A 14,811-nucleotide genomic window follows, 5' to 3' on the forward strand; every position below is an offset into this window, starting at 1 on the left:
ATCTGATTATAAAGCAGCGTATCCCCATGGATGCGCTGTTTTTTTTTGTTCTGTAGCCTGAATAATCGTTAAAACCATCCTTAACTAATTAATTTAGTTTAAAAACTATAGCTTTTAGTTGTATGTAACGAAAACTTTTAGTTACTTTGCACTCGGATATTGATTACAACGCGCAATTTGATTACGAAACTTAAAGCAAACTGTAGTAAAATGAAAAAGTTAACAAACAAGGAAAAGGAGATCATGGATTTGTATTGGCAGCACGGTCCGATGTTCGTCAAGGAGCTCTTGGAGTATTACGACGAGCCACGCCCGCACTTCAATACACTGTCTACGATGGTACGCATTCTGGAGAAGGAAGGCTATCTTGATCATAAGCAGTTTGGTAATACCTATCAGTACTACCCCCTCATCACCGAGGCCGAGTACGGACGTAAATCCATTGCCGGTGTGATTAAGAACTACTTCAATAACTCCTATCTCTCAGCAGTGTCTGCTTTCGTTAAGGAAGAGAAGATTTCTGTTGAAGAACTCCGGGAACTTCTTGACCAGATAGAAAAGAAACAATAGTTTGAAATCGTAAATAACTAAATTGTACAATGATAGATTTCCTGACCTACGACCTGAAAGTGGCAGCCATCTTGGCGGTGTTCTACATGTTCTACCGTGTGCTGCTGGCCCGCGAAACGTTCCACCGTGTTAATCGCGTGGTGCTTCTGGCTACAGCTGTGGCATCGTTCGTACTGCCGCTGTGCGTTATCACCCTGCATAAAACCGTTGTGGTGGAGTCGGCCCCCAGTGTGTCGTTTGGCGCCTTCGAGGCTGTGGCCGACGTGTCGTCAGCTACTGCTACGTATTCGGTTGTGCAGGTGGCGCTCATTGCCCTGTTCTTCATCGGCATGGCAGCCACGCTCGGCCATACCCTCTGGTCGTTGTTAGGAATCGTAAATCTCATTAAGCAAAGCCAAAAGTATCCGCAAGCTGATGGTACCGTGATCTGTGTGACCGGTAACCCCGATCTGGCCCCATTCAGTTGGATGCATTATATCGTGATGAACCGCAGCGATTACCTGGCTAACGATGCGGCTATTCTCACGCACGAACGAGGACATATCCGTTACCACCACTCGTGGGACCTGCTCTTCGTTGATACCCTCACCGCCCTCCAGTGGTTTAATCCCGCCATCTGGATGCTGCGCAGCGATCTGCGTGCCATCCACGAATACGAGGCCGATGGTGCAGTACTCTCTCAAGGGATCAATGCGCGTCAATATCAATACCTGTTAATCACAAAAGCCGCGAGCATTGGTGGGTACTCCCTTGCTAACGGTATCTCCCACAGTACCCTCAAAAACCGAATTAATATGATGTTACATACTAAATCCCCCCGTCAGCGCTACCTTAAACTGCTGGCACTCCTGCCTGTCGTAGCTGTAGCGCTCGCTGTAAATGCCGAGACCGAGACCCATTATGTCTACACCCAGCCCCAGCAGCAGACACCTGTTAAGAAAGGTGCAAAGGCTGGCACCATTAAGGTGGGTAACAAGGCTATCAAGGTTGTAAAGTCCAGCGCCCAGTCAAAGACCGATGCTTCAACCGCTCAGACCAGCAAGCCGCGTCCTTTTGATGTGGTAGAGCATATGCCGGAGTATCCTGGTGGCTCAGCAGCACTATTCCAGTTCCTGGCTAGCAACGTTAAGTATCCTGCAGCAGCCGTCAAGGCAGGCACACAGGGTCGTGTGCTCGTAACCTTCATAGTTGAGCAGGATGGCTCTGTTGGCGAACCAACTGTTACTAAGTCGGTTAGTCCCGAACTCGATGCCGAGGCCGTGCGTGTTATCAGCGCCATGCCCAAATGGAAGGCTGGTACGCAGAATGGCAAGCCCGTACGTGTAAAATTCACCGTGCCTATCAATTTTGCGCTCCCAAGTAGTCCTGCACCTGCTCAGCATGCAGCAGCTGACAAGACCGAAGGTGCAAACCAGGTGAGCGAGATGGTGGTTGTAGGCTATGGAAAAGACGAAGCCCAAGCTGCCGAAAAGCATCCGTTGGTGCTGCTTGATGGTAAGGCTATCGATTACGCTCAGTTAAAGACTATCGATCCTAGCACTGTTAGTCACATGGAGATCCTGAAGGATAAGGCTTCCACCGATAAGTTTGGCGATAAGGCCAAGAACGGTGTCATCCTGATTACAACAAAGAAATAAAATCTCTCTCTTAAATTCAATAATGAAAATAGTTCAAACTATTGTTGCCCTCGCCCTTTTGGCGGTTACACCTGCAAAGGGTGAGGGCTTAGATTCTCTTAAAATCTGCCTACAGGCTGGCGACAGTTGTATGCAACAGTATAACACCTTCGAAGCTCTGAAACACTATCAGAAAGCTTATGACTTGGCCAAGAAAAAAAGCCGGGAGAAGGCAGTAGAAAACCTAGCCCTTCCCCTTAAGCAACTGAATAAGTTGCCAAAGGAGAAGCAAAATGAAATCATCGAGCGTCTCAAGCATTCTGCCGAACAGAGTGCGATAGTTGACTGTGCTGTCCAGATGAAACTGGCAGACTGCTACTACAAGCGTGCTAACTATCGCCAGGTAATAGAATTGCTTAAGACGATTCCAGAGGATAGTCTCTCGCACGAGTCTTTCCGCCAGTTGGCTCAGAGCTATAAGAAACAGAGTGATCTGGACTCTTATGTGTTTTGGACAAGTCAGTTGTTGGCGCGTTTCCCTATGGATGGGGAGATGGTGGCAGGACTCACCTTGGCATATGCGCAGTTGGAACAACCACAAAACGGCATCAAGTGCGGACAGCAGTACTTTGCTGTTGACTCTACTAACGTTGAGGTGAATCGTGCCTTGGCCGATGCCTACTTTATGGATCGCCAGTTCGGCAAGTCGTCGCTGATGTATGAACGCCTGTTAGCTCAGGGCGACTCTACCTTCAATACCCTTTATTCGGCAGGCATGAGCTATTCGCGTGTCGACAGTCTTGAGCTGGCCTACAAGTACCTGCAACTGGCTTTTATTGTCAGCGGCATGAAGCATTATGGCTGTGCCTATCGCCTGGGCGTGGTGTGTGTTGATACCCAGCGTTATCCCGAAGGACTGAACTATCTGTCTTTAGCTAAGGAGCTGATGCTTCCCGATACTACCATCATGAAAGCAATTACCTTGTCGGAGGGTGAGGGCTATTATCTTACCCACAAATACCCCGAGGCCATAGCCGCTTGGAAGGAGCACCTATTGTATAATCCCTCATCGGTAGCCACTTACTATAACATCGCTAATGCCTATGCCTATCTGTTAAAGGACGAGGAGCAGGGCAGGGCCTACTATCAGCAGTTTGTTGAGAAGGCTGCCGAAGTCGACAAGCCAACCGACAAGCTCACCGAGATGCTGGAGAAAGCCAAGGAGATGCTGCGTATCTATGACCTACGCGAAAAATTCAGAGCCAAACCCAAAAAATAACTTAAAAACTGAACGATATATTTGCACTTTTTTCCGGATAAAGTTCTGAATATTAACAAAATTTATTACCTTTGCAGCGTAATACCATTAAGAGATTATCCGGAATGTGTGTATCTAGATATTATCAAGTGGCAGAACATCGGTTCTGCGTGCGTGGCGATGAGAGTTGTTTTTCTCTCATGGCCAACTATCAGCCGTTTGCCTGTGCCGATGGCGAGGCATTGTTTTCACTGGCTATCAGCAGCGGCGAAGCGCCCGAATTTACCGAAGAACTGCGACAGGATGATGTTGAGCAGATGATTGTCTGCGGCCATACGGCTGCAGGCGATGCCGTTTTTGGTTTTGTATGGGATGGCGCCACCGCAGGCTGGCTGGTTTGTTCGGCCGATTACCACGCAGGGCGCCTGATAACCACTGGTCAATACACCAAGCTGGCTATCGACAATGCACTGATGATTCTTTTTGCCCTGGCCACCGCCGATAAGCGCACGGCACTGTTCCATGCCGCCGTGGTGAGCCATCAGGGTAGGGGATATATGTTCCTGGGCCCCAGCGGCACAGGTAAGAGTACGCATGCCCGATTGTGGCTGCGGTATATCGAGGGCACCGAGCTGGTAAACGACGATAACCCCGTGGTACGTGTAGGCCAGGATGGCGTGGCTACCGTGTTCGGCTCGCCCTGGAGCGGTAAAACACCCTGCTACCGTAACCTGAGCTATCCCCTGGGTGGCGTTGTGCTGCTCAGTCAGGCACCCTACAATAAGATACAGCGCCTGGGCGCTCTGCAGGCTTATGCCGCACTGGTGCCCAGCATCAGCGGCAAGCGCTGGGATGCGCGCATAGCCGATGGTCTGCATGCCACCGAGAATGCGCTGGCCATGCAGGTGCCCGTATGGCATCTGGAGTGCCTGCCCGACGAGGCTGCCGCCCAACTGTGCAAAGGTGAAATAAATGGTGAAAGATAACTACATCATCGAAGAGGCTGTCCGTCTGGTTCAGGATGGCGTGAGTGTTACGCTGCCCGTGAATGGCCACAGCATGCTGCCGTTTATTATCGGTGGCAAGGAGAGCGTGGTTCTGCAGCAACCTGCCCAACTCAAGGTGGGCGATGTGGTGCTGGCGTGGGCGGATAACTGCCGATACGTGGTGCATAGGATTATCAGTATCAGCGGCGACAGCATTGTGCTGATGGGCGACGGCAACATCAAAGGCACCGAACAGTGCCGGCGCGCCGACGTGAAGGCCGTGGCAACCCACGTGGTTGGGGCCAACGAAAAGGCACACTATCTGTACACCCCGTGGCGCTGCCGAGCTGCCCGGCTCTGGTGGCATCTGCGCCCCGTCCGCCGGTACATATTGGGCGTATATCGGAGAATGTAAAAATGCTAAAATGTAAATATTAAAGAGATGAGAATTAAGAAAGGCTTTGTGCTGCGCGAGGTATGCGGCGAAAACATCATTGTAGGCGAAGGACTTGGCGCCGTGAACTTTGGAAAGATGCTGGCGCTGAACGAGACAGCCGCCTGGTTGTGGACAAAGGCCATGGACCTGGGCGAGTTTACCAGCGACGATCTGGTGGACCAGCTCTGCGACGAATACGAGGTATCGCACGAGGAGGCACGACCAGATGTGACCGCCATCCTCGACGAGTGGCTGAAAGTAGGCGTGATAGAATAAAATATGAAGTACATCGCATGGTTGTGGCGTAACTCGCGCGGCATCCGCCTTAATACGGTGGTGCGTGTCGTAACGGGTATCGGTCAGGTGACACTTGGCCTGCTCATGGTATGGCTCAGCCGCAGGTTTATCGACGATACCATTCGTACCGGCACGGCCGACGATGTGCTGCACATGGTGCTGCTGCTGGTGCTCACCGTTTTAGGCGGTGTGGCCCTCCGTCAGGTGGGCTACTGGCTCACCACCACCGCTGGCGTGCACCAGACCAACGCCCTGCGCCTGCGCATCTTCAGCAGCCTGTTCCGCCGTCAGCTTTATACCGAACAGGAGCTGCACTCGGGCGATGTCACCTCGCGCCTGGTCAAGGATATCGAGACCGTCAGCAGTGTTTGTACCGACACCGTCCCCCAGATAGCCATCACCTTTATTCAGCTGTGTGGCGCGTTTCTGCTCATGCGTTGGTTCGACGCCCGTCTGGCTTGGGCCCTGCTGTTGCTCACGCCTATGGCCATCGTGTTTGGCAAGCTGATATCACGCCGCCTGCGCAAGATGACGCTCGATATCCGCGAGGACGAGAGCCGCATACAGATGCAGGTGCAGGAGAGCATGGAGCACAACGCCGTGCTGCGCTCGCTGGGTTCCGAGCAGTGGGTTACCGACCGCCTCGAGTCGATGCAGCAGCGCCTCAAGGGCAACGTCATGCGCCGTATGCGTTTCACCGTGGCCATGCGTATTGTCATGGGCTGTGTGTTCGGTCTGGGCTATCTGCTGGCCTTCGTATGGGGCGGCATCTGCCTGCGCAACGGCACCATCACCTTTGGTGTCATGACCTCGTTCCTGCAGCTGGTAGGTATGATTCAGCACCCCATACTGCAACTGCTCAACATGGTGCCCACGGTGATACACTGCACAGCCAGCATCGATAGGTTAGAAGAGCTGTCGGCGGCCAAGGAAAACGAAATCCGTGTATCTCCGTGTAAATCCGTGCCTAATAATATGGTTAGGTTTGATGATGTCAGCTTCCGCTATGCCAATGGCGACAGCGAGATATTACAGCACTTCAGCCACGAGTTTGCCCCTGGCAGCAAGACGGCCATCATGGGCCAGACGGGTATCGGCAAGACCACCCTGTTCCGTCTCATCCTCGGCTTTATCCAGCCCACCAGCGGTAGGGTAGAGGTGGGTGGCAACATCTGCTATGTGCCGCAGGGCAACACCTTGATGAGCGGCACCATCCGCTACAACCTGCAGCTGGCCAAGCCCACGGCCACCGACGACGAGCTGCGCCAGGTGCTGCACACCGCCTGTGCCGACTTTGTGTTCGACTTGCCCGACGGTCTTGATACCGAATTGGGCGAGCGCGGTTGCGGCCTGAGCGAGGGTCAGTCGCAGCGCATAGCCATCGCCCGCGGCTTGCTGCATGGCGGCGATATCCTGCTGCTCGACGAGATCAGCAGCTCGCTCGACGAACCCACCGAACGCGAGCTCTACCAGCGCATTTTTACGGCTCACCCCCATAAAACCATGCTATTCATCACCCATCGCCCCACGGTGTGCCAACTGTGCGACGACTCCATCTTAACCCTCAGTTAAACGAACTAACAAAGAAAAAAATGACGATAGAAAACTATTATTACGGATTGGCGGCACTCATGTACCTTACCACCTGCTGGATGTTTGCAGCAGTGCGCTGGTTCCACACTTGTAAACAACCCAAGAGCACCCACCGCTATATCTGGCCCGACCGCAAGCTGCAGTGCCTGCTTTACAGCTGCGCCTCGGTGCTGCTGCCCTACGTTATTAACCCCACCGATGCATCGGCTTGGCTGCTCATCAAGAGCTACTTCCCCGCTACCTACTATTTCTACTGCGGCGTACTGCTGCTGTGCTTTGCCGGCACCGTTAAGCAGTGGAACCAGTGGAAAGGCATCAGTTGGGTGGCCGCCATCATCGTCATAGGCACCATGCTTGTTCCCGTGCTCAATGCATGGCTGCCCACCGGCATTCTCAGTGCCGACGGGTTGCGCATCTGGCAGCATGTAGTGCTGGCCGAGAGTATGGTGATGGTGGGCTATGTGGCACTGGCCATGTGGCAGGTTAAGCACTGGATGGACGAGGCCCGCGATGCCAACTACTCAAACCCCGACGACTTCCCTGCCGACTACGCCAGCCGCGTATTGCTCTATCCTGTATTCCTCACGCCCCTGATATGGCCTGCCTACATACTCGATTCGCCTACAGCCATGGCCATTCAGAATGTGCTGCTGGCCGTGTCAAACGTTAGTCTGCTCATCACCGTCATGCCCGTTTGGCGTCGCAAGGCCCTGCTTGTTACGCCCGAAACCGCCCACATACAAGAGTGCGACGATCATGAGGATGACGATCATGAGGATCTCATCGGCCAGACCGCTATCGAGATCGAGGCATACATCCGCGACCAGCAGGCCTATCTTAATCCTCACTTAAAGATCGACGATGTAGTAGAGCATTGCCAGCTGGGCCGTTCTTACGTGTCGCTCACGTTCAGCCGTCGCTTCACCTCGTTTGCCTACTATGTCAACAGCCTGCGCTTGGCGCACTTCGATCAGTACATGGCCCAGCATCCTGATGAGACCAAGGAATCCGCAGCCCTCGCTTCCGGCTACGCATCCTATAATTCCTATTACCGCGCCAAACAGAAAATGGAGCGCGCGTAACGCATAGAGCATAAAAACAATAAAAAAGTCCGAGTTCATCGGGCTTTTTTTGTGTGGATTCTTGCATGCTATGGACAATTTTCAATGTTTATTGTGCTAAAATGCAATCAATTTGCACCGTATTGCAACATACATGTACAATTTTCAATGCCCCGTTTCATAGAAATGGTGTACCTTTGCGGGCATAAAATTACAAAACTTAAAATAGTTATGAGTCAACTATCATCAATCACTCCTTTGGAGATTATTCTTATTGCCCTCGCAGCTGTGGGCATCTTTTTCTTTTTCCGGGCCTGCTGGCGCAATATCAAGCGCAGCCGGCAGCACCTCAGTGTAGTCCTGCTCACCCTCATGATGTCCCTCACCGCGCAAACGGCGATGGCAGACGGCATCAGCTACTTGGATGCCACTGGCACACAACAGTCATGCACGACCTATACGACTGTAGAGAGCAGCTCAACCTTTTGGAACAGCGGCTGGTTTGTGGTCAATAGCAATACAACCATCTCTGACCGCATCACCGTAAGCGGCACGGTCAACCTGATTCTCACCAACAACGCGACGCTGACGGCCAGCAAGGGAATCACCGTTGGCAGCGACGCTACGCTGAACATCTATGCTCAGACGGACGACGAGGCGACGATGGGAGCACTCGTGGCATCGGGAGCCAACGATAACCGTCAATATAATGCAGGCATTGGCGGTGTGGACAACACGGCTGCCGGAACGATTACCATCAACGGCGGAAAAATCAATGCAACAGGTAAGGTTGGGGCCGGTATAGGCTCTGGCGGTCAATCTGGAGCGACCGTCGGAACCATCACCATCAACGGCGGCATCGTGACGGCACAAGATGGTGATGGCTACGGCGCCGGCATCGGTGGCGGAGGGATACTAGGCAAAGCCAGCACCATCAACCTGAACGGCGGAATCATCAATGCCGCTGGTATCGGTTCCGGCTATTTAGGCGGCGATTGCAGCATTACCGTCAATATCTCCGACGGCATCAGGAAGATTGTTGCCACTCCCGTTCAGGGAGGCGCGTGCATCGGCAAAGGCAAGTCTGCAAGCGGCTCTGTCACCGTGAATTTCATAAGCGGCGGTAACATCGTGACCGGCGATGACAAGGATGCCGTGTTCTACGATACGGACGAGGGCTCGGAACGTCAGATTCGTACCAAGGCATTGAATCACACCGTTTCGATGAGCGATGATCTAAAGGCGCACATCACTGTTTCCACCGAGTTCGCGATTACGGGCGAAACCGTCACCCTGACGCTCGGCACGGCGGTTGATGCTTCGACGCTCAAAGTGAACGACGGCACCAGCGACCTGACGCTGACCGATGCTGGCAACCGCAATTACACATTCACCATGCCCGCTGGCAACGTGACCGTGACGGCATCCACCGCTACCACCTATTCCGTCAATCTGCCTGCCAATATGGAGATTGTAAGCGCAACGAACACAGCAGATGGCAGCGGTAAGTACATTTCGGGAACGGTTGTCACGTTCAAGGCGAGCTTTTCCTATACGGCATCTAATGTGTATGACGGCGCGAACACACTGACGGCTGACGACAGCGGCAACTACAGCGTTACCGTAGGCACGGCCGACATAACCGTGACGGCCACCATCGAACACAGCAGCAACATCGACCTGTCGCAAGCCCCCAGTGACTTCACCGTCGTCGATGGCAATGTGCTGACAGGCTCGACGAGCCACACCGTGACGATAGCCAACGGCGCAAGCATCACGCTCAACGACGCGACCATCACCGGCGGCATCGTCTGTGCAGGTACAGCGGAGATTACCCTTGTCGGCACGAACAGCGTGACGGGTGCAAGCTATAAGGCAGGCATACAGGTCGGCGGTTCAGGCACTACGCTCACCATCAAGGGCAACGGCTCGCTGACAGCAAACGGCGGCGACCAATCCGCAGGCATCGGTCTGAGCCGTGCTTGGAACCCTGCCAATGACGTTATCGGTGGCGATATTATTATCGAGGGCGGAAACATCACGGCAAACGGCAGCGTCAATGATAAGTGGGGTGCAGGCATCGGCACAGGCGTTATTAAAGGCGGGACTGCAATACTTGGCACCATCACCATCAAGGGCGGCTCGGTTAAGGCAACAGGCGGCTCGGAAGCTAACGGAATCGGAACTGGATATACCTACGGCGGCTGCACCAACACCATCGGCACGGTGACCATTTACGATGGCATCGATATGGTTGACGCATCGAGCATCAGCGAGAGCATCGTCTATATGCACGGCGAAACAAACGTGACCGCCAACAAGATAGACTACTTCACCATCATTGAGAACGGCAACCGCCGTGTTATCGCACCAAAGGATGATACCGACTACACCATTACCATTGCCAATGGCATCGAGCACGGTACGTTGACGGGTGCTGCTACGGCTAAGTATATGGAGAAGGTGACGATAACTGCCACACCAGCTCTCGGATACAGATTCAGCCGCCTTGTTGTAAAGGATGCTCAGAACAACGACGTGGCTTCCACGGGCAACAGTTTCTTCATGCCAAAGAGCAATGTAACGGTAAGTGCAGTGTTTGAGCAAGGCACCCACGGCACGACAGAGTTCGCATGGGGCTATATAGGCGATTATTATAATCCTTTTACCCTGGAAGCCACCATCTACGACGGCGTGACCACAGTAAATCTTCAGCAGGGCAAAGAATACAATATTGGTAAAGATTATCATGAAGACGAACCGGGAATGGGGTATTGCGATAATACATTCCGTTTGGATGAAGACCCGTATGCAGAAGGCAGAGACATTCCGTATTCAGGCGGAACGGGTTCATTTATGGAGGGCGGCTACGGCAATTTCAGGCTTAATGGCGATGCTGGCTTCTACGACATTACAATGACCGATGTCGGCAACGGCAAGTGGAATGTATCTATTCTGAAAACCGCCGGTCAGATGGATGTCGTGCCCGACCAGACCTACACAGGCAGTGAAATCAAGCCTGAGCCGCTCGTCATAGCCGGTTCGCTCAGCCTCACCAAAGGCACGGACTATGTATATTCCTACACAAATAATACGAATGTCGGTACGGCTAAGGTGAGAGCCACCTTCCAAGGCACCTATGCATCGCTGGGCTCTGTGGAGAAGGAGTTCGCCATCCTGCCATCGACTGTCATGGTCAATGTGACGGGCAGTGGCACGGTGACATACAACGACAGGAGCGCAACGGACGGCACTTCGTTTGGTGTAATGTCGGAGAAGGGCGCCAGCGTCGTGCTGACTCTTGCACCTACTGACGGTTACGCTGCGAGAAGCGTAGCATACGGATATACTAATAACAGTGGTACGACTGCGAGCGGGATCAAATTGCCCATCAGCGGCACGACCGCCACGCTCACTGTGCCTGATGACCTGAAGGACGGCACGGGCGTAACAGTTACCGTTACCTTTGCCCCTGCCCTCAACGGAGGTGCTGACGAGGCTTCGGCAGTGGCACTGACGGACGCTACGGTGACTGACCTCGGCGGAGGATGGTATAAGGTGGATAGCGACATCTCCTTCGACCACACACTCAACCTCCTTGGCGATACTCATCTCATCATTGCCGACGGCAAGACGATGACCGTCAACACCGCTTCCAATCGTGGTATCTACAGTGATTACACACTCTTCGTCAGCGGCGAGGGAACGCTTAGCGTCGCGACTACTGATATAGCCGCCTGTGTCGGCAACTATGTGCAGACTGGCGCCACGGTCACGGCAAGCGGCTACATCGGTATTCGCTGCAAGGATGATTTCCTAGGCTTCGACTTCGACAATGATTTCACTTTCAGCGGCGGCCAGCTCACAGCGACGGGCTCAGGCGGAGGCATCCGGGCAGATAATGACATCACCCTCAGTTGCACCAATGCCACCGACTTCATCCTGGCCAGCAGTTACAGCTCAGCAAATGGCGCCGTGAAGATAGCCGACGGCAAGGCCCTCACCGACGGCACTGAGGCCAGCAATGGTATGAACGGTTACAGCGGCACGCTGACGAACGAACAAATAACCGCAATCGGCGGCAAAACGCTGCACCGTGCCGTCACCACCTCATATGTCGATGCCAGCGGCACACTGCACGAGAATGTCATTGCCATCCCGCTGGACAACACCATGACAACACTCGCTGCGGGCTGGTATGTGGTTAACAGCGACGTGGCCTATACGGGCACCGTGACACTCAGCGGCAACGTGACGCTGATTCTCGGCGACGGCAAGGCGATGACTGTGACGAACACGGGAACGGCCGTAAATGATCGTGCCATCTATGGTGATGAGAAGACGCTGCATATCTACGGGCAGAGCCAGGGTACGGGCGCGCTGACGGCTACAGCTGTTGGAGGTGAATCTGCAATATTCTTGGAGACATCACATGACAACGCTGGTAGTCTGCTTGGCATCCACGGCGGTGTGGTATCGGCTTCGACAGAGTGCGCCAGTGGCGTCGCCATCTCTGTACAGTGCGCCACTGATGCTGGCGGCATCGTTATCGACGGAGGACAGGTGACGGCCTCAGGCAAAAGCTACGGCATTTTCTGTTTTAGTGGACACTTTGATGTTATTGGAGGACAGGTGACGGCCACGGGCACAAATGGTTACGGATTAGGCATTTGTGATTATGGGACAAATCCTGGCGTGCTGACACTTGGCTACTCAAAGGCAAGCGACTTTGTTAGCACCAACAGTATATACAACTACAGCGGCGAGAGTTCTGCCGGCGAGGTTAAGATTGCCGACGACCAGACGCTGGTTGACGGAAATGGAAACATCTGGAGCGGAACGCTCAGTAATGATGAGATCCAAAGCATCCACAACCAGACGCTGCGACCTGTTACGGGCGTGGCGCTGACGAAGGATGGCAATAACGTCTCCGCCACATTCAACGGCTCATCGGAGACGACGGTGAGCATCCCTGTGGATGTCAATGTAACTAGCGTGACCTACAACCGCGCATTTACCGAGGGCAAGCCATCCACTGTGATGTTGCCGTTCAACAAAGTTGTCAGCGAAATCGGCGGTGGTACGTTCTATACCTTCGGCGGTGTGGAGAAAAAGAACAACAAGTGTGAGGCAACGATGAACGAAGTGACGGGCTCGCTGACTGCCAATACGCCGTATCTGTTTTTGCCAACTGGAACGTCGCTCACCTTCACCGATGGTGCCACGCTGAACACCACCGGCGGCGGCAACTGTCTCGCTTCTGATGCTGAAGGATGGGAGTTCCACGGTACATATAGTAAGAAGTTATGGAATGAGGTTGAGACCCATGACTATGGTTTCGCTGCTACCAGCGGCACCTCTGCTGACGGTCAGAAGGACGTAGAGGCTGGTCAGTTCGTTCGCCTCACTACAGGCGCTTCAGCCAAGCCTATGCGCTGCTACCTGTCGTATGTAGGCGGACCTGCCCAAGCCCGCGCCATGACGCGTGGTGCAGCTGCTACGGACGAGGAACTGCCCAGCAGCATCATCGTGCGCCTGGTAGGAGCCAACGGCCAGACAACAGGCATCGGCACCATCGATACCAAGACGGGCGAGATGACCTTCGACAACGAGGCATGGTACACGCTCGACGGTGTGCGCCTGAGCGGCAAGCCCACCAAGAAGGGACTGTATATTAATAATGGTAAAAAGATTGTAATTAAGTAAAGAGAGGATTCAAGCAATGAAAAAGAAAATATACGAGAAGCCTACGATGCAAGTAGTCATCCTGCAACATCAGGTACGTCTATTGGTTGGTAGTGGTGAAGAACCGACAGATGCCCCTCTGTGGGATGGTGATATTGATTAAAGGAGATTTTTGAGAATGATTCAAATAATAGCTTTAATCGTTCTACTTCAGGCAAGTGGTGAGCAACAACCTGAAAATGTACCAGATTACGATGACTGGTTAGGTTAAAAAGAATCATCTATAGATGCCACTGACATGAACAGCATGGCATAACAGCCAGATAACATTCAATTCTCTTGCAACTTTATAATAGGTTGCAAGAGGATTTTTTGCGCCCAATCTATTAATTTTTTGGTGAACAAAATCGGAACAAAATCGGAACAAAATCGGAACAAAGATTGAACAAAGATGCGATACTCACGTGCGTACCTACTTATATCGCGCGCACGTATTTAGAAATAGATATAGATATAGAAAAAGAATAAAAAAGAAAAAGTGTGCGTGCGTTTTAGTAACACGCACTTTTTTATTGCGAAAAGTTACTTTTTGCAATCCCGATAGTTAGTCCTTGTTTTCAGATGATTAAGAATCGGCAATTCGATTAGTTACTTTTCGTTAGTTGAAAACTAACTTTCTGCTACTTTTTTTAGCGCATTAGTAGCGCATCAATATTTTGGCTAACTACACATGACGGCTTTTCTTGCAATCGGGGTTATTATTATGTACCTTTGCCGGCGAATAATAACATTAATCCGTAAAAAGTATGAAACGTAAAATCTATCGCATTCTAGAAGAGTATCCTTCAGTAGGTGATCTTTTTCAAACTCGAGTTAACTCTCGTAACCGTATTCTGCAGTTTTATCGTATGAATAGCAATACTGTTTGGCTAACAGATGGCAAACGTGTATATGAACGTAAGCCCGAGGAGGTGAAAGCCGTTCGTATAGACAAGAAGCTGCTGCTTAACATTGGGTTTCGTGCTGATGGTGAACGGTACATACTTGATTGTGATAATCTGCACTTCGAGGCCTACAAGTTTGGCCGTGATCTGGTTATTGTGATTACTACCGAAGGTTCGTCGCGCAAAACATATGTTAGTTGTGACTTTCTGCATGAGCTTCAACATCTAAAACGTCTTGAGATTGCCGGAATCAAACTACCTTCGGCGTTTATGATGCCAGGGGACTGCCCCCAGGCAGAGCAAAGAAAAACAAAGGATTATTGAAAATTGGCGGGGGTGGTGCCGGTGACTTGGCGACGAATACG

Annotated in this window: 11 protein-coding genes and 1 pseudogene; all 12 read left to right on the forward strand. The window is 52.3% G+C overall.

The features are described from left to right. The first annotated feature begins 210 nt into the window (after window positions 1–210). Window positions 211–570, forward strand: coding sequence for a BlaI/MecI/CopY family transcriptional regulator (locus T500_RS0103140; protein ID WP_028906909.1), 360 nt, complete (start codon window positions 211–213; stop codon window positions 568–570). A 29-nt stretch (window positions 571–599) separates the two neighbouring features. Next, complete coding sequence (locus T500_RS0103145) at window positions 600–2,207, forward strand: M56 family metallopeptidase (protein WP_028906910.1); 1,608 nt, start codon at window positions 600–602, stop codon at window positions 2,205–2,207. Window positions 2,208–2,229: 22 nt separating this feature from the next. Then, window positions 2,230–3,465 carry a tetratricopeptide repeat protein gene (locus T500_RS0103150; protein WP_155267410.1) on the forward strand — a complete coding sequence of 412 codons (1,236 nt, stop codon included), beginning with the start codon at window positions 2,230–2,232 and terminating at the stop codon, window positions 3,463–3,465. 104 nt (window positions 3,466–3,569) lie between these two features. Next, complete coding sequence (locus tag T500_RS0103155; protein ID WP_028906912.1) at window positions 3,570–4,430, forward strand: hypothetical protein; 861 nt, start codon at window positions 3,570–3,572, stop codon at window positions 4,428–4,430. Then, entirely contained in the window at window positions 4,417–4,845 is a 429-nt protein-coding gene (locus T500_RS0103160) for a S24/S26 family peptidase (protein WP_028906913.1), read from the forward strand. The genes T500_RS0103155 and T500_RS0103160 overlap by 14 nt, the downstream gene beginning before the upstream one ends. Window positions 4,846–4,872: 27 nt before the next feature. Continuing rightward, window positions 4,873–5,142: a PqqD family protein gene (locus tag T500_RS0103165; RefSeq protein WP_028906914.1), complete on the forward strand. Its 270-nt coding sequence runs from the start codon at window positions 4,873–4,875 to the stop codon at window positions 5,140–5,142. A 3-nt stretch (window positions 5,143–5,145) separates the two neighbouring features. After that, window positions 5,146–6,735 (forward strand): ABC transporter ATP-binding protein, encoded by a 1,590-nt coding sequence (locus T500_RS0103170; RefSeq protein WP_028906915.1) that lies wholly within the window; start codon window positions 5,146–5,148, stop codon window positions 6,733–6,735. A gap of 20 nt (window positions 6,736–6,755) precedes the next feature. After that, window positions 6,756–7,838 (forward strand): helix-turn-helix domain-containing protein, encoded by a 1,083-nt coding sequence (locus tag T500_RS0103175; RefSeq protein ID WP_230580828.1) that lies wholly within the window; start codon window positions 6,756–6,758, stop codon window positions 7,836–7,838. A 1,203-nt stretch (window positions 7,839–9,041) separates the two neighbouring features. Beyond that, window positions 9,042–9,185 (forward strand): annotated as a pseudogene (locus tag T500_RS17460) (hypothetical protein); the annotation flags it as partial. Between the two features lie 381 nt (window positions 9,186–9,566). Then, window positions 9,567–13,523, forward strand: a complete 3,957-nt coding sequence (locus tag T500_RS0103180; protein ID WP_155267412.1) for a beta strand repeat-containing protein — start codon at window positions 9,567–9,569, stop codon at window positions 13,521–13,523. Between the two features lie 16 nt (window positions 13,524–13,539). Then, on the forward strand, window positions 13,540–13,665 hold the full coding sequence (locus tag T500_RS17385; RefSeq protein WP_262502930.1) for a hypothetical protein: 126 nt from the start codon (window positions 13,540–13,542) through the stop codon (window positions 13,663–13,665). A 643-nt stretch (window positions 13,666–14,308) separates the two neighbouring features. Beyond that, window positions 14,309–14,770, forward strand: a complete 462-nt coding sequence (locus T500_RS0103190; RefSeq protein WP_028906918.1) for a hypothetical protein — start codon at window positions 14,309–14,311, stop codon at window positions 14,768–14,770. Window positions 14,771–14,811: the final 41 nt, after the last annotated feature.

The sequence above is a fragment of the Xylanibacter ruminicola Ga6B6 genome, from assembly GCF_000687715.1.
In the GTDB taxonomy this organism is placed as follows: domain Bacteria; phylum Bacteroidota; class Bacteroidia; order Bacteroidales; family Bacteroidaceae; genus Prevotella; species Prevotella ruminicola_B.

Coding starts and splice junctions, on each gene's coding strand:
- T500_RS0103175 (WP_230580828.1), top strand. CDS start 6,756: ATGACGATAGAAAACTATTATTACGGATTGGCGGCACTCATGTACCTT.
- T500_RS0103145 (WP_028906910.1), top strand. CDS start 600: ATGATAGATTTCCTGACCTACGACCTGAAAGTGGCAGCCATCTTGGCG.
- T500_RS0103150 (WP_155267410.1), top strand. CDS start 2,230: ATGAAAATAGTTCAAACTATTGTTGCCCTCGCCCTTTTGGCGGTTACA.
- T500_RS0103160 (WP_028906913.1), top strand. CDS start 4,417: ATGGTGAAAGATAACTACATCATCGAAGAGGCTGTCCGTCTGGTTCAG.
- T500_RS17385 (WP_262502930.1), top strand. CDS start 13,540: ATGAAAAAGAAAATATACGAGAAGCCTACGATGCAAGTAGTCATCCTG.
- T500_RS0103140 (WP_028906909.1), top strand. CDS start 211: ATGAAAAAGTTAACAAACAAGGAAAAGGAGATCATGGATTTGTATTGG.
- T500_RS0103165 (WP_028906914.1), top strand. CDS start 4,873: ATGAGAATTAAGAAAGGCTTTGTGCTGCGCGAGGTATGCGGCGAAAAC.
- T500_RS0103170 (WP_028906915.1), top strand. CDS start 5,146: ATGAAGTACATCGCATGGTTGTGGCGTAACTCGCGCGGCATCCGCCTT.
- T500_RS0103155 (WP_028906912.1), top strand. CDS start 3,570: ATGTGTGTATCTAGATATTATCAAGTGGCAGAACATCGGTTCTGCGTG.
- T500_RS0103190 (WP_028906918.1), top strand. CDS start 14,309: ATGAAACGTAAAATCTATCGCATTCTAGAAGAGTATCCTTCAGTAGGT.